This window comes from Nocardia mangyaensis (genome assembly GCF_001886715.1).
Classification (GTDB): Bacteria; Actinomycetota; Actinomycetes; order Mycobacteriales; family Mycobacteriaceae; genus Nocardia; species Nocardia mangyaensis.
On record NZ_CP018082.1, the window covers coordinates 3,173,113 to 3,188,744 of the forward strand.

Genomic DNA, 15,632 nt, shown 5'->3' on the forward strand with positions numbered 1-15,632 from the left:
CGGTGCGGCGATTCGTAAGTGGTCGAGCGTGATTCGCGTCGCCAGAGGCTGCTCTCGCCTGCCGTAGCTTCCTGCTCGACGAGCGTGCGTTCGAGAATCTTGTTGGTGGCTGTCGTCGGCAGGTCGGCGGCCGAGCGGACGAAGCACGGCCAGGCCTTGGGGGAGACGTCGAGTTGCTCGCCGAAGAACACGGTGAACTCGCCCGGATCGAGAGAGGCGTTGTCGCGCACGACGATCGCGGCCATGACGGCGTCGCCGACCCGGTCGTCGGGAACGGCGTAGACGGCGGCCCGGCTGACCGCGTCGAGCCGTTGCCGGATCCGTTCGATCGGACCCGCGGCGAGTTTCTCAATGTCGACGCGCATCCGGTCAGCGGTACGAACGGCGGGATGGATGTAGCCGCCAGCGTCCTTGTAAGCCAGATCTCCCGACCAGTAGACCGGATATCGGAGAGGAAGGTCGAGGCCGAGAATGTGGCGGGCGCCATGGCCGCTCCGCTGGCGAGGGCCACGCAGTAGCCGCCGAGTATTGCGGCCGAATGAAACAGCGGCCTCGACAGGTAGCAGATGTCGTCGGCGCCGCGGCCGAAGCGCTCGACCGGTGGCCGTCCCGCGAACGGCACCATCATGTGCGCCAGCCGCACGCGGTGCGGCGTCAATTCGCCTGCGCTGACCAGCAATTCGGCCCAGCGTTGTAGCGAGACATCGGAGACGGTGACCCCGTCGAGGTCCAGCCCGTCGAGCAGTGCTCGGTGCTCGGCGTCGGTGAGCAGGGTCTGGACATCGCCGCGCCGGATGTCGTCGGCGAGGGCCGCGCCGCGCCGGGTGTTGTCGATGCCGACCGTGACGTATCCGCCGAGCGCGCCGGCGGCGAGGCTGGTGAGCATCTCGGCGGTGTCGCCCAGCAGTGTTCCCACGTGCATCGGACGGGCGGGATCGGCGACAGACAGTATCGTCACGGCCTGGCGTCGTGTCTCGGCGATGTGCTCGCGCCACGTCCGGGTCCGGTCGGGACAGGTCATCGCGAGGGAATCGTCCTCCGCTCGCGCGAGCAGAAGGTCGGTGACCGTGTCAGCCATGGCCCAAATTTAGAACACGTCCTTCGCGGCTGTATACAGATTTCAGAGATTGTCTACTCGGCGAACCGGCCGTGTGCGGTTGGTCTTCCCCGGCCTTTCCGGATTAGCGGGGGGAACCTCATGGGGCAAAACTGGCACTGGTTGTCGGCCTGCCTCTCCGCCGTTGAACGAAGCCGCAGTCATTGCCAGTCGAGAGGGTACGTTAGTACGTAAGAACGATGTAACGTATTATCACACTCATGGCAGAGAACGTTGATGACCTGCGACGCGAGATGGCCGCACTGTCGGAGCGCGTGAGTCACTTGGAGGCCATGGCCGGCGAGTCCGAAGTCGCGCATTCGGCCTCGCCTGTTGTGGAAGGGGAACAGTTCTGGGCGCTGACGGGATTGCAGTCTCGGCTGGGCGATCATCCCGCGACGGCGGATGGTGCGGTGATGATGGTGGGTTCGCTGACACTGCCCGACGGCGCGCCGGTGGCGTGGCAGCAGGGCGCAGGCACGTCCGGCATGTGGGAGACCGACTGGTCTGATCAGGCCGCAACGTTCGCCGCGCTCGGGCATCCCGTGCGGCTGGAACTCCTCCGCCAGATTCTGTCCGGCGTGCATGCGACCGCCGAGCTCGCGGAGACCGCATCGCTGGGAACGACCGGGCAGTTGCATCACCATCTGCGCCAGCTCGTCGCCGCGGGCTGGGTGAAGCAGAGCGGTCGCGGGAGCTACGAGGTTCCCGCGACCCGCGTCGTGCCACTGCTGGTGTGCATGGTGGGAGCCGAGCGATGAAGCGGGTGGTGTTGGCGCTGTACCGAGTGCGGATACCGCTCTACTACCTCGCCGCAGTCATCCTCATCGGCAATGCCCTTCTGGGGCGTTTGCTGAGCACGGGAGGGGTTCGCGAGGTGCGCCTCGTTGTCGTCTTCGCAGCGCTCGGTGTCGCCGCGCTCTGCTTGGCACTGGCGTTCCTGGCGCCACGGCTGCTCCCGGAGCACCCTGTCCGAGTCGTCGCGCCTCCTGTGCGAGGCCGGTGGGTGGGCGTGAACAGCCCGGCCTCGCAGGTACCCAGCCACGGTGTGCGCGCCTACGGGCAGGCATATGCGATCGATGTTGTCGCCGATCCGGTCGATACTCCTCGACCGGAGTTCGGCAGAAGAATGATGCGGGCAGTGAGCAAGTATCCGGCGTTCGGGGCGCCGGTGTTCGCGATGCTCGACGGTGAGGTCGTACGAGCCTCGGGATGGCGTAGGGATCACCGCGCCCGCTCGAACGCGTGGGGCATCTTCTACATGATGGCCGAGGGCATGATCCGCGAGATCGGCGGGCCGGGATTCGTGGTCGGCAACCACGTCACGATTCGCAGCGACGACGGCGTCTACGCGACCGTTGCACATCTCCGACAGGGATCATTGACCGTGAAGGTCGGTGACCGCGTCACAGCAGGCTCGATCGTCGGGCATTGCGGCAACTCGGGCAACACCAGCGAGCCGCATGTACATGCGCAACTCATGGACCGCGCCTCGTTCTGGACCGCTCGAGGCCTCCCGATGACCTTCGCAGGGGTCACACTCGACGACGAGGATGAGAGAACAGAAGCGCTCCCCGCCAACGACCAACACATGACAGTCAATTCCCCGGCATGTCCGGAAACTCACTAGAGCGCCGGTGGTTGAAACCAATCCCACTGCACCTGCGCTGGCTGGATCCCGGCCTCGGCGAGCCGCTCGGGCGTACGCGCTCCAAGACTGCCAGCGAGACCTCGATCTGTTCGGGCTGCTGCACGATCAGGTAACAGCGTCACCTATTCGTACAGCAGCCCCGTTCCGGTTCCTCCTTTGCGACAACAGCTTTCGAAACGAGTGAGTCAGGCCAGATCCGCGATGGTCGACCGGCGGGGCCCGTGGCAGAGGTAGGAGGCGATCTCGGCAGGGTTGGCGATGCTGCGCCAGGCGAGCAGCCAGTGCCCGCGCCGGTGCTGTGGTGACGAGTTCATCGGCGCGGGCCTGGCCGAGCCCGGTCGTGGTGAGAGTGTCGTTACGGTGGGTGGCTTGTGCCTACGACCAGCCCGTTCGCATAGTCCCGCCCGTCCTCGCGGCTCGGAGCGCGTGAACCGCCCATCGACCCGCTCGGGGACGTTCGAGATGGCATCGGCGCCGAGCGGGTCGTACACGCTGTCGCGCTGTCAATTGTCGAACTCGTGACAACTCGCGGAATCAATTGAGGAGCAGGTGGATCGGGAATGGTAGTACCAGCAGCCCCCAGGGGGTTTCGATGGTGCGCCTAGAGGGCTCCGGCTGTCGGGGATCGAGGTGGTCGCGGGGCGGTGACTGTGTACACAGGGGGTGGTGCTTCCGCTGGTCGAAGCAGGTCAGGTCGTCATCCTCATGCGGTCCAGGATCGCTGTCGAACGAGGGCGGAAAATACGGAGCGAGCGGACTTTCGGGGAAACCGGGCGGCGGGCAGCTTGGCGGTACACACTCCGGAGGCGGGAAGCTGGGTGGCGGGAAATCTGGAGGCGGGAAAGTGGGTGGCGGGAAATCTGGAGGCGGGAAAGTGGGTGGCGGGAAATCTGGAGGCGGGAAAGTGGGTGGCGGGAAATCTGGAGGCGGGAAAGTGGGCGGCGGAAAGTCCGGAGGCGGGAAAGTGGGCGGCGGAAAGTCCGGAGGCGGGAAAGTGGGCGGCGGAAAGTCCGGCTCGGGGTGATCGGGCTCAGGATGGGCGGGGAAGCCGTGGCCTGTCCCGGGGTGGTTGTTCTGATTTCCGCTGGGCGGGCTGTCGGTGAAATCGCCGGATGGGACGTCGTCGGTGGGGACCCCGTCGGGGGTTGTCGCGGGCGGTGATCCGTTGTAGTCGGCGTCACTTGGCTGATCCGGCGTTCCCTGCAGGCTGGGTGAAGTGGCGTTGTCGGGGCTCGAATTCCCGCTTCCTTCCCCCGAACCGTCACTGGTGACGCCAGCTGTACCTGGGCTCTCGCTGTCGCCCATGTCGCTGCCCCCAAGGGTGGTCTGAGTGATCGAAGCCGCTGGCGCGGCGAGGGTGTGTCCGGTAGTGGCTGTCGCGGCCATCAGCGTCGCCGCACCGACGACTGCGGCGCGGGCGAGTGCGATCGAAAGCCGACCACGATGGACGTGTGCTGGCATGGGGGGTCTCCATTCCGAGCGGTAACCCGCAGGTGACCTGCGGGACCTTGGTTACGCAGATAATGTACCGTTAATTAGAGGCGCGTTAGCTGGCGGCTGCTTCCATGGTTGGGAGCAGCGGTTCGCCCCTGTGGTACGCCGTCACGAACCGGTCCCGTCGACCGATGTGCGCATCGCGGACTCTTGCCGATGTGCCACGCGGCTATGGTGCGAGCGGAAGTGGTTCTGCCGCTAGAACTCTGACATTCCACCCCAGATCCCGTATTGCTCCTCGGCCGCCGATGCGTGCTCGCGGCATTCGGCCAGTACCGGGTAGCTCAGGCATAGACGTTTCGCGAGGGCGTTGATGACGCGGGATTTCACGGGGTTTTTCAGTCCTGGTTTGCCACGAATGGGAAGAGTGGTCCGGCAATTCCTCGAGGGTGTGTGCAGCGGCGTGTGCATCGAGATGTCAAAGGCTTCAGGGTCTATCTACGCGCGCATTGTTCCCATGAATGGGAACAATGCGCGCGTCATGAAACGGATGCTGGTAATCTCATCGCCATGCCGCATCGGAGAATTTCGACGCGGCATGTCACGGAATTGTAGTGCGCAGTGTCGCGCGACTGCAGGGGTGTCTTCACATTCCTCATCAGCCTGTCGTGTCGTTATCGGTGAGCTCGGGACAGCTACCGCGCACTATCTACGGTTTCGTGACCGGCTACCTCCGTGCTGGGTTCACCCCCTCTCCGGCTCGGAGGTAGCCATCCGGGGCAGGTGCAACGTCCCTGGACATCACAGCTGGTGTGCCGCGTAGACGCAGGCGCATGCGTTGCGGTGCGGTGCCGGATCGTGCTGGCCTGCACCGAACCAGGAGCGGTCAACACCCACGTAGCGGCCGAGGTGGGTGTGTCGGCGATGACGGTGCCCGAATGGCGGGGCCGTTTCATCGAGTACGGTCTGGCGGGTCGGTCTGGCCGATTACTCGACTCCCTCGCTCGATATCTGCAACGGATTTCAGGCGCAGAACACTAGCGATGGGCGGAAAGTATGGCCATGAGATCTTCCGGGATCGGCATCGGCGTGAGCGGGCCGACATCAGTCCGGCCGGTGTTCCCCAGCGGTGCCCGCCCGGTCGCGGATGCGATGCCGCCGAAGGCGAGCCGAAGCACTTGGCCGACGACTTCGCGGCGGTCGCGGCACCGGATCGCGAGCCGGAGCATCTCCCAGTGCGCACGGGTGTGCGGCCACGCCCACTCCTGCGAAAGGATGTGAGCCCGTTCGAGCGCGCACCACATCTCGTCGATATCAGTGGTCAGACGTGCGCGATTCAGTTCGGCTTCGAAAGTGGATCGGACGCCGGCAGGCATGCGGGACACGGGACCTCCTGAGTTGTCGTGGCTCCTTGTCAGCGTTGCAAGCCGCGCCGGCGACTGCTTGAACAAACCTGCTACGGGTCACCGAACTCGTCCACCAATCGCAACTGCCCGAACTGCGACGGTGCCGCGCCGAACATGCTGTGGCAGACGCGGTTCAAATGAGCACTGTCGGCGAATCCGGCACCATGGGCCGCCTCGGTGAGGGTTCGTCCCGCAGCGAACAGCCGCACCGCGTGCTGCATCCGCAGCCACCGCACGTATGCCCGGAAGGGAAGTCCCACTTCAGCCGAGAACAGGTGCGCCAGTGGGCTCTCCGAGAGCTGTACCCGCCGGGCGAGTTCACTGAGCCGCACCGGGCCGTCGGCAAGGAGTCCGGGCAAATCGGCCAAGGAGCGGCGCACCGCCGGGTGCCAGGCGCTACGGTCGGGTTCGACCGCGCCGGAGACAATGGCCGCCATGCCGATCGGGCCGGAGCTGAACATCGCCCCGTGACGCACCCAGCCATCGACCGCATCCGCAGGTTCGGGGCACAGTATCGGCGCCACAGCCGCTTCGGGCGCCAGGTGGATCAATGTCGCCGAGGCAGCGCCTTCGACTACTCGGTGGCTGGTGTTCGGCGGAATCACCACCGCCTGGCAGCTTGCGGTAACTCCATGTTCGTCACCGATACAGAACGCCGACTCGCTCTTCATGATTTGCACCGTGTGGTGTGCATGGAGTGCTGTGGTTCCGATCGCACCAGTCAGCACCATCAACCCGGGCCGAAGCAGCATTGTCCCGGTCCACTCGGACGCGCCGGTCACGTGTTCTGTCCCGTCCGCGGTACGGCCCGACAGGCTGGGGCACCACCTTCGCGGTGTGCCGAATACTGCATGGTCGAAGTATGGCGATGCCACCGGTCAGCGAGGAGGAGTGGCATCGAGCATCTGGGCGGCGAGAGTGGCGACATCGTGTACGGGCTCGATGGTTGCGGCCGGTGTGGTGCTGCTGGCGTCGTCACCCGGCAGGGCGCGGTCGGCGCGACCTCACCGGTGGACGAGCGCGGCTTGTTGCCGTTCGCATCGGGTGCGTCGAACGGACGGTTCGGGTGGTTCGATCAGCCGAGCGTCCAGGAGTTCGCGTTCGATTGCTGCTGCCGCGTAGTGCATCCCGGCGCCGCGCAGTTGCTCGATCCTGGTACGCACCTTGTCGATCCCGTACGACCGCACGACCTCGGCGATCCCGACCCGGCCGCACGGATCGGCGGCGAAGCCTCTCGCCGTGCCACTGATTTCCATTGCAAGCCCCCAACAGGAATCTCTACTGATCCCCGTGGACAGCCTATCGGTTTGCACGTGCATCTGCACGTGCACGGCGTCAGGTATCGAGGTGTAACAGGTTGTGGCACAATCAGGATCGGGATGTTGAATGCCGACAGGGGTGTCCGTGAGCAAGGATTCGACCGCCGTCGTCGACGCCTGCGCAGGGCGGGATTCGGAGGAGGACCCTGCCCTGCTCCGCCGGGTGCTCGGGGTGCGCCTGCGGCGATTGCGCGAGGCGTCCGGTATCAGCGGGGATGTTGCCGGGCGGGTGATCCGTGCTTCTCATTCGAAGATCAGTCGACTCGAAGCAGGCCGAGTCACCGTCCGCGCCGCCGATGTCGAGGATCTGTTGACCGCGTACGGGGTGTGTGATGCCGATCTGCGCGACGAATACCGGCAACTGGTGGAGCGTGCCAACGGGACCGGACGGTGGCAAGCCGGCACGGATCTGACGGCCGCGCGACCGGACACCTATCTGGCACTCGAGGAAGCCGCCGCCCTGATTCGCTGCTATGCGCCGAGCTTGATGCCTGACCTGATGTGGACGCCCTCCTACGCCCACACGGTCTTCGCGATCGCTGACCGGCAACCGGCCGCCGACATCCAGCGCCGCATCGAATTGCTGGCACGGCGGCAGCGACTGCTCACCCGCGCGGATCCGCCCCGGGCGTGGTTTGTCATCGAGGAAGCCGCGTTGCGCCGCCCGCTCGGCGGAGCCGAGATCTGGCAGGGGCAGATGGACCATCTCGCCGAGTTGGCGGAGCGTCCCAACATCACCGTGCAGGTGTTGCCCGACTACATCGGCGGACCGGCCATCAGCGGCACCCCCTTCACCATGCTGCGGTTCGCGGCGCCCGAGTTGAGCGATATCGCGCACTATCTCCATCTTGCCGGGCCCCAGTTCCTCGACAAGACCGCCGAGCTGGACCGATTCAACGCGGCCTGGGATCGGCTGTGTGTCTGTGCCTATCCGCCCGAGCGGACCACGCAGTTCCTTGACACGCTGCGAACCACCCGTTCGACCGTCGACCTCTCCCTGTAGCGAACACCGATAAGAACAGAGATCCCATGCCCGACAATGCCTTCGGTGCCCTGTCCACCGACATCGATACCACGATCGCTCACGAAGCACGCGTCTACGACTACTGGCTCGGGGGCAAGGACAACTACCCCGCCGACCGGGCGCTCGGCGATGCGATCGCGGAGCATGTCCCCGCCATCAAGACGATGGCGCGCGCCAACCGTGCCTTCCTCGGCCGAGCGGTGCGGCATCTGGTCAGCGAAGCGGGCATCACCCAGTTCCTCGACATCGGTACCGGAATCCCCACGGCCGGCAACACTCACGAGGTCGCGCAGCAGCTCGACCCCACGGCGCGGGTCGTCTACGTCGACAAAGATCCGATCGTGCTCGCCCACGCCCGCGCGCTGATGAACAGCACCGCGCAAGGGCGCACCCGATTCATTCACGCAGACCTGCACGACCCGCGGTCCATCCTCGACCACCCCGACCTCGCCGACACCCTCGACCGCGACGAACCCGTGGCCATCATGCTCGTCGCGATCATGATGTATTTCTCGGACGCCGACCGTCCCCAGGACGTCATCGCCGACCTCCTCGATGCCGTCCCCTCCGGCAGCTACCTCGTGATCACCCATCCCACCGCTGATTTCGCACCCGAGGCGATGGCCGGAGTGCAGGCGGCCGCAGAGGCCTCGGGCATCTCCTTTCACCCCCGCAGCAATGCCGCCACCAGCGAGTTGTTCGCCGGGACCACCCTCATTGATCCGGGTCTGGTGCCCGTCGCCGCCTGGCGACCCGAACTCATCGACCGCCCCGCCGCCGTCGCCGAGGCCGACAGCGCCTGGTACTGGGCAGGTATCGGCCGCAAGTCCTGAGCGTCGCGCGGACCGGCCTGGTCGGCGCTCAGTCGAACAGGCCGGGATCGTTGCGCACGATCCTGCGTGAACAGCAGCGTGCCCGCGGGCGTGGCGTCACCCCGCGCGGAACACCGTCTTGTCTTCGAGGGCTGCGCGGGTGGAACTCACCGACGCTGCACCACGCGTCTGCGAAGTGGACGTTTGCGCACTGGTCGATTCGTCGTTGGCCGCGCGCCTTGTCTCGACAACCAGTTTCGAGCAGGCAGAGCAACGGTTGCGAGAGCGCTGCGGCGGCCGAGGCGAACTCGACATCGAGCGCAGGAGGGCCCGGAGCGGCGGGACCGAGGTCCGCATGGCTCGACGCTGTGGGACCCGGTCCTCAATCGGGGCTGTTCTCATCCCTACCGTCCCAAGGAATTCCGAACTCTCCCATGGTTTCCCATCGCATTGTGCTGTGAGCTGGAGGCATTGGGCCCTTGTCATTCTGCCCCTGTACCACGTTGCATCGCAGCATGATTGACTGCAGCTCGAGAGACGAACTGGGGAAGCCCCTCTTGACCGCCTGACCGACCGCGGTCATTTGGACTTGACCCGAGCGGTCGCGGCGTAGGCGGGCCGTTGCGGCCCAGGCGATGCCTATCGGCGGCGTCTGTGTGCGCGCAGCCGGAGACCTGCAGGCTTGAGGGTGAGGGTTTCGCGGACGTCGAGGTCGTAGCTGGGGTCGGATTCCAGGTCGAACTGGTGCAGCAGGGCCGCAAGGGTGACTGCTATTTCGTGGTGGGCGAACTGGCGGCCGATGCAGGCGCGGGGGCCGGTGCCGAAAGGTTTGTAGACGCGAGGTGGTAGGCGCCGAATGGTGTCGGGCAGGAATCGGTCTGGGTTGAACTGGTCTGCGTCGGGGCCCCAGGCCGGGTCTCGGTGGGCGGCGAGGAGTAGCACCAGCACCCAGTCCTTCTTGGCGAATCGGTAGCGGCCGGACAGGGTGGTGTCTTGCTTGGCCCGGCGGAAGTATCCGGGCCCGGTCGGCCACAGCCGCAAGGTTTCGTCGATGACGCGGCGCAGAGTGCGTAGCTTGGCCACGTCGTCGTAGCGGACGTCCGGGAATTGTGCTGTGGGCCAACGCTCGTCGAGTTCGGCGCGGACGCTCGCGGCGATGTCGGGACGGGTCGACAGGTAGTGCAGAGCGAAAGCGATGGTGTTGGCGGAGGTCTCGCTGCCGGCAACGAGGAAGGTGAGGATCTGGTTTCGGATGTTGACTGCGTCGAGACGCTCCCCGGTTTCCGGGTCGACACTGTCGAGCATGAGGTCGAGGATGTCGCGATACGCACGATGCGGATCGCCGGTGCGGGCCTCGATGATGTCGTCGACGACGGCGTGGGCATGCGTCAGGTCGGCCTGGTGCCGATCGCGGCCATCGCGGCGGAAGACCTTGTCGAACAGTGGAAGTACATCGGTGCGTCGGTTGGCGTAGGCGAGTTCGTGCACCATCGCTTCGACGAACGAACCGCTGTGTGAATCGGCCAGTGAACCGAAAGAATGCGAGAATCCGGCGCGCGCGATGATTTCGAACGTCAGCTTGTTCGTCGTCGCCGGCACGTCGATCCATTCCGGTGTCGTCGACCAGAGGTCGGTCAATTCGCGGACGGTGTCGGTGATCGCGCCGTGGTAGTTGGCCATCGCCGGTTTGGTGAAGGCGGGGGCGAGGATGGTGTGTGCCTTGGCCCAGTTCGGCTCGGAGTTGTAGGCGGTGAACAATCCGTCGCCCGCCAGCGGTCGCAATTTGGTCAGCACGTGCCCGACGTGCTTTTCCCACCGCGACTCGTCGTTGACTTCCGCCACGGCCTCGACCCCGGTGACGATGATCGCGGGGTAACCGAAGAGTTTCTGTTCGAAGACCGGCCCCAACTCCCGCGCCTGCTCGGCCAGCCGTTGGCATGGCTTCGCGAAATCGGTGGTCAGGATGTCGCCGAGCAGCGGCAACCGAAACCGGGGATGGGGCAGCTTCGCCGATAGCTCTGTGGTGGAGGTCGTATCGATCATGTTGTGTCCCTGTGCCTTCTGGGTCGTTGATTCGGCTGGTCTGTTCGAAGCGGGCTGGCCCGCGGGCACGAATCGGTTGGCAGGCGGCTCGACCATGGCAATGCGGGCGGCGCCGATGCGAAGATCGCGGTCGGCGGATGCGCGGGCACTGACCGTACCCCGGCAGTAGGCCACGCAGACTGCTGAAGCTCGGCTTCGGAGGAGAGCCCATCGACGATGCCATAGCACGCTGGAGGGAACGATGCCGCCGCGCGAGCACGGGGTTCGCTTGTCTACTGCGCGCTGCGTTCTCGCTCGGCAACGCTGATCAGAGCCGTGCCCAGCAGAGTCACCGCGTCAAGAAAAGAGTCTTGCGAAATCGCCTCAGGATCGGTGTGGGCGAGCAGCGCGATACCGTGCTCGAGAGCGAGCGCAACCAGTGCCATCTGCTCGGCGGATGCGGGCAGACTCAGTCCCATTCCTTCGATCACGCGCCGGGTGGAACGCGCATACCAGTCTCGGGATGCTCTGTCGTAGTCGCGTAATGTCGGTGCCGCCGAAGGGTTTCGCATTGCGTAGAGCCGGAATTCGAGCATCAGCACGAAGCGTCCGTGGTCGGCGAAGCGATTGCCGCCTCGGCCTCGCAGGGAGTCGACGGTCTGCATCGCGTCACCGCCCGGAGCGAGGATGTCCTCGCTCTCCTCGATGTCGCGATCGAGCCAGTCGCCGAGAAGCGCGAGGAACAGATCTTCCTTGTTGGTGAAGTTCGCATAGACCGCACCTCGGCTGTACCCGGCCCTGTCCGCGATGTCTTCGAGGGAAGCCTGCGTGAAGCCCTTCTCTGTGAACACCTCTTCGGCGGCGGTGAGCAGCATCTTTCGGGTGCGCTGCACGCTCTCGGCACGGGTCAACCTGGGCATGTCCAGCCTTCTCTGATATGTGCCTCCTTGACACTGCTCAGTCCCTACACAACAATACGCGAAGACAATCATGTATCTGGATACATGAACGAATCTGGATACGCCATGTCGAGCTGCTCTCATGGCGTGATCGCTGTTCGCCTCGGTCGACTACTCGAGTCAGGTGGCCACGGCGCAGCTTCGTGAATTCCGAACGAAGGAAGTTATGCGTCAATCGGCGACTGTCACCGCGATGCTGTCCGCGGTGGTCTTGGTGCTGGCTCTCACCGCCCTTGCGGCGCCCTCGGCGGCAGAAGGCCTTCCCGCATTGCCTGCGGACTTCGAGTTCGGGGTGGCTCAATCCGGTTTCCAGTCCGAAGGTTTCAACCAGGACTCGAACTATCTGCGCTACGGCAACGAGGGGAAGTTGCACGAGCCGGTAGGAAACGCCGTGGACTTCTTCCACCAGTACGAGGGTGATGTCGCCAGGGCGGCCTCGATCGGTGTGGACAACTATCGCTTGTCGGTGGAGTGGTCGCGCATCGAACCGCAGCCCGGTGTCGACGATGCGGCCGGTTGGGCGTTCTACGACGCGGTGATCGGCCGCATCGTTGCCTCGGGCATGCGCCCCATGATCACGTTGAATCATTGGGTCCATCCTGGTTGGGCAGTGGATCGTGGGGGGTGGAACAACCCGGAGATGGCCTCGGCCCTGACCGATTTCGGACGACGTGTCGTTGATCGCTACACCTGGGCGGAGCCGATCTGGATCACGTTCAACGAGCCCAGCGAATACGTTCGGCGGGAATTGACCTACGGTGGTTTGGCGCCGGCCAACACCGGGCTCATGATCGATGGGATCATCGCGGCTCATCGGGCGATCACGACCTACATCCATGCCGTGCAGCCCGGGGGTCAGGTCTCCTCGAACATCGCCTACATTCCAATACCCGGTGTGGAGCCGGCGCTGGAAGCCGTGTTCTCCGACCGTATGGTCGATTCCTTCGACTTCATCGGCGTCGACCAGTACTACTCGATCGCGCCGTCGGAACTGCCGTCGTTCGCCACCTCGGGCGGCTCGTTCTGGAATCTGCCGCAATCACCGGAGAGCATGTACTACGTGCTGCGCTACTTCGCCGCCAAGTATCCGGACAAGCCGCTGCGGGTCATCGAGAACGGATTGGCTACGGACGCGGATCAAAACCGTGCCGACGGGTACCGGCGCGACGACCATCTCCGCGACACCGTCTATTGGATTCAACGCGCACGCCAAGACGGCATCAACATCGTCTCCTACAACTACTGGAGCCTCACCGACAACTACGAGTGGGGTGAATACGGTCCCCGATTCGGTCTCTACAGCGTCGATGCCGTGCACGACCCTGCCCTGACCCGCCACCCAACAGCCGCGGTGGCGGCCTACCGTGAGATCACCGAACACCACGGAGTGCCCTCCACCTACCGGCCGACGCGCCAACCAGCACCGTGCTCACTGATCGCGCTGCCCGACAGTTGCGGCGATCCGGTGTCGGTAGAGCCACGCTGACGAGTCCCGGCACCCACCACCTATTCCGCGCTGCACACCGACCCACCTGCGGACTGTGGCGGTACACGCCTCCGATCCCGGTCATCTGCAGGGGCATGCGTCTACAAGCAGGAGAATCCCTGATGCACTATCGCTCCTTGGTCACGCTGGCCTGCTCGGCCCTCGTTCTCACTGGCTCGGTCTCGGCCACCGCGACAGCGGAGCTGATCCCTTCTGTCAACAACTGGGACTGTAAAACGTTGCCCAACAGCGACTTTCCCAGGCCGATCGTCTTCATCCACGGAATCTTCGGCAATATCGAAGACTGGCGAGCGGAGATCGATGACCTCTCCGCACGCGGCGCCTGCGTGTTCGCCAAGAACTACGGTGCGCATGCCTCGACCGGATACGCACTCAACGGGCTGGCACCCTTGGCGCAGTCCGAAGACGAGCTGGCACTGTTCATCGATGAAGTTCGCGCGCGCACCGCATCCGCCCGCGTGGACCTCGTCGGACACTCCGAAGGAGGCCTGCTCGCCGGCGTCCTGTCCCGGCGACTGGGCCCCAGCGGCGTACGCACGGTGGTCTTGCTGGCACCGGCCACCCACGGCGCCAGCCTCAGTGGAACAACCGACCTACTCCACGATTTGGGTATCGAAGCCACAGCTGACGGCATTTTGCGCGCGACCATCTGCCCGGCCTGCGCGGACATGTCGTCGCCCGGATCGGCATACAGGCAGAAGAACAACCAACCCCCGCTCGCGGCAACCGGCGTGAACTATCACATCCTCGCCCTGCGCGATGACGCCGTTGTTTCCCCTGGCGGGACGGCATCGTTCATCGACGAGTCCGGTGTCGAGAATCGGTTCGCCGATGAGCTGTGGCCCGACTCCGACTTCGAGCACCCCACCCTTCCCCAGCAGCGGCCCGTCGTGGACTGGGTGAGGCAGAAACTACAACGTCAGTGACCGCCTCGATGAGTGGCGACGACTGGTCGACGGCGTCGTAGAGACATGTATTGCCAGGTGAAATTCGTGAGCCGGGTATGTACTGCCCGGCGGCATTTCACGGAACAGCCCGGGTCGATCACTCCGCCGGAGCAGCGATCCGGGGGTCGAGTCCGTACTGCGCAGGCGCACCGAGGTGATCCCGCAGCGTGGTTCCTTCGTAGTCCTCGTGGTACAGCCCGCGCTCCTGAAGCAGCGGCACGACTTCCTCGACGAAGGTGTCGATGCCGTCTTCGTTGATGTCGATGGAGACCCAGAACCCGTCGCAAGCCCCCGCCTCGAACCATTCCTGCATATGGTCCGCGGTCACCGATGCCGTACCGACGGGGGTGGGGTGGTAGTCGATGACTCCGTGGGCGAGGATGTCGCGGATCGTCCAACCTTCGCGGGCGACCTCGAGCGCGCGCACGCTGCGCGGGTCGAAGGGACTGGGGCTCGCCACAGCCAGCTGCGCGGGCGTGAGGGGCTCATCGAGCTGGCTGACGTTCAGTGTCGCGGGCAGATTCAGCATGGCGCCCAGGTAAGGCACTCGGGCCGGGGTGGCGAGCTCACCGAGAGCCACTCGACGGTCCAACGCCTCCCGCTTGGTCGCCCCGATAGCCGGCATCACCCCTGCGAAGAACTTCACCTCATCAGGGTCGCGGCCTGCTCGGCGCGCCGCCTCGCGGAGCGCTTCGCGCTGGTTGCGGGAATCCTCGATCGTGAACACGGCGCCGATGACTCCGCTGGCGTACCTACCGGCGAGCTCCGCACCGTTCCCGCCGCCACCGGCGGAGAAGATGACAGGCTGTCCCTGCTCGGACGGAGGGATGGACAGCGGGCCGCGCGAGGCGACGTACTCGCCCTGCAGGTTGACCGGCTGGATCTTCGCCGGGTCAGCGAAGTACCCGGTCTTCGTGTCCTTGACCCAGGCGTCTCGGCCCCAACTGCCCCAGAGAGCCTGGGCGATCTGGATGGTCTCGTGAGCGCGCTGATAGCGCTCCGGCCGCGGCGCGATGGCCCGTCCGTAGTTCGCGGCAGCGACCGGGTCGCTGGTCGTGACCGCGTTCCATCCCGCACGGCCGTGGCTCATCACATCGAGGGCTTTGAATTGACGCGCGATGTTGAAGGGCTCGTTGAACGTCGTGGAGCCAGTCGCTACGAGCCCGATTCGCTTCGTTTCACGGGCGATCGCTGCCAGGGTCATCATTGGCTCGAGGGTGATCATGAGTGATTCTCGGGTGAGGTCTGCCTGTTCGCCCAGGAAGTCGGGCAGGAACAGGAATGCGAACTTTCCCCGCTCGGCGGCCTGGGCGTAGCGCACCTGTGCATCGAAGCTGGTGTAGTTGGCGGGGTCTACCCCTGGCGCTCGCCAAGCAGAACTCTGCGAGCCATATCCGTTGCCGAGGTGCATTCCCAGGATCATCTGTTTCCCGGTCGTCATGATGTTCCCTTGTT

General features: G+C 65.1%; 14 protein-coding genes and 1 pseudogene. 6 read left to right on the forward strand and 9 right to left on the reverse strand.

What is annotated here, in order from left to right:
• Positions 1-14: 14 nt before the first annotated feature.
• Positions 15-1,078: pseudogene (locus tag BOX37_RS33320) on the reverse strand (acyl-CoA synthetase family protein); the annotation flags it as partial.
• A 239-nt stretch (positions 1,079-1,317) separates the two neighbouring features.
• On the opposite strand from BOX37_RS33320, the gene BOX37_RS14275 reads away from it, so the two are divergent.
• Positions 1,318-1,857 (forward strand): ArsR/SmtB family transcription factor, encoded by a 540-nt coding sequence (locus BOX37_RS14275; protein WP_084759660.1) that lies wholly within the window; start codon positions 1,318-1,320, stop codon positions 1,855-1,857.
• A gap of 287 nt (positions 1,858-2,144) precedes the next feature.
• A complete protein-coding gene (locus BOX37_RS14280; RefSeq protein WP_206045830.1) occupies positions 2,145-2,726 on the forward strand; it encodes a M23 family metallopeptidase in 582 nt (193 codons plus the stop codon).
• 206 nt (positions 2,727-2,932) lie between these two features.
• Here BOX37_RS14280 and BOX37_RS35800 read toward each other — a convergent pair whose 3' ends face one another.
• From BOX37_RS35800 to BOX37_RS14300, 5 genes are all read right to left on the reverse strand, one after another.
• A complete protein-coding gene (locus BOX37_RS35800; RefSeq protein WP_276207279.1) occupies positions 2,933-3,061 on the reverse strand; it encodes a hypothetical protein in 129 nt (42 codons plus the stop codon).
• A 1,378-nt stretch (positions 3,062-4,439) separates the two neighbouring features.
• Positions 4,440-4,652 carry a WhiB family transcriptional regulator gene (locus tag BOX37_RS35805; RefSeq protein ID WP_084759662.1) on the reverse strand — a complete coding sequence of 71 codons (213 nt, stop codon included), beginning with the start codon at positions 4,650-4,652 and terminating at the stop codon, positions 4,440-4,442.
• Positions 4,653-5,218: 566 nt separating this feature from the next.
• Entirely contained in the window at positions 5,219-5,557 is a 339-nt protein-coding gene (locus tag BOX37_RS14290) for a DUF3703 domain-containing protein (RefSeq protein ID WP_071928072.1), read from the reverse strand.
• 80 nt (positions 5,558-5,637) lie between these two features.
• Positions 5,638-6,258: a helix-turn-helix transcriptional regulator gene (locus BOX37_RS14295; protein WP_167659938.1), complete on the reverse strand. Its 621-nt coding sequence runs from the start codon at positions 6,256-6,258 to the stop codon at positions 5,638-5,640.
• A 333-nt stretch (positions 6,259-6,591) separates the two neighbouring features.
• Positions 6,592-6,843, reverse strand: a complete 252-nt coding sequence (locus tag BOX37_RS14300) for a hypothetical protein (RefSeq protein ID WP_071928074.1) — start codon at positions 6,841-6,843, stop codon at positions 6,592-6,594.
• A 148-nt stretch (positions 6,844-6,991) separates the two neighbouring features.
• On the opposite strand from BOX37_RS14300, the gene BOX37_RS14305 reads away from it, so the two are divergent.
• A complete protein-coding gene (locus tag BOX37_RS14305; RefSeq protein ID WP_240505342.1) occupies positions 6,992-7,909 on the forward strand; it encodes a helix-turn-helix domain-containing protein in 918 nt (305 codons plus the stop codon).
• A gap of 26 nt (positions 7,910-7,935) precedes the next feature.
• On the forward strand, positions 7,936-8,763 hold the full coding sequence (locus tag BOX37_RS14310; protein ID WP_071928076.1) for an SAM-dependent methyltransferase: 828 nt from the start codon (positions 7,936-7,938) through the stop codon (positions 8,761-8,763).
• Positions 8,764-9,381: 618 nt separating this feature from the next.
• Here BOX37_RS14310 and BOX37_RS14315 read toward each other — a convergent pair.
• The gene (locus BOX37_RS14315; RefSeq protein WP_071931496.1) at positions 9,382-10,785 is read right to left on the reverse strand and encodes a cytochrome P450; all 1,404 of its coding nucleotides are present in this window, start codon (positions 10,783-10,785) and stop codon (positions 9,382-9,384) included.
• A gap of 272 nt (positions 10,786-11,057) precedes the next feature.
• Positions 11,058-11,684, reverse strand: a complete 627-nt coding sequence (locus tag BOX37_RS14320) for a TetR/AcrR family transcriptional regulator (RefSeq protein WP_071928077.1) — start codon at positions 11,682-11,684, stop codon at positions 11,058-11,060.
• 205 nt (positions 11,685-11,889) lie between these two features.
• Here BOX37_RS14320 and BOX37_RS14325 point away from each other — a divergent pair, with 205 nt between their 5' ends.
• Complete coding sequence (locus BOX37_RS14325; RefSeq protein WP_071928078.1) at positions 11,890-13,209, forward strand: family 1 glycosylhydrolase; 1,320 nt, start codon at positions 11,890-11,892, stop codon at positions 13,207-13,209.
• Positions 13,210-13,346: 137 nt separating this feature from the next.
• Positions 13,347-14,156, forward strand: coding sequence for an esterase/lipase family protein (locus tag BOX37_RS14330; protein ID WP_167659939.1), 810 nt, complete (start codon positions 13,347-13,349; stop codon positions 14,154-14,156).
• Positions 14,157-14,274: 118 nt separating this feature from the next.
• Here BOX37_RS14330 and BOX37_RS14335 read toward each other — a convergent pair whose 3' ends face one another.
• On the reverse strand, positions 14,275-15,618 hold the full coding sequence (locus BOX37_RS14335; RefSeq protein ID WP_071928080.1) for an NtaA/DmoA family FMN-dependent monooxygenase: 1,344 nt from the start codon (positions 15,616-15,618) through the stop codon (positions 14,275-14,277).
• Positions 15,619-15,632: the final 14 nt, after the last annotated feature.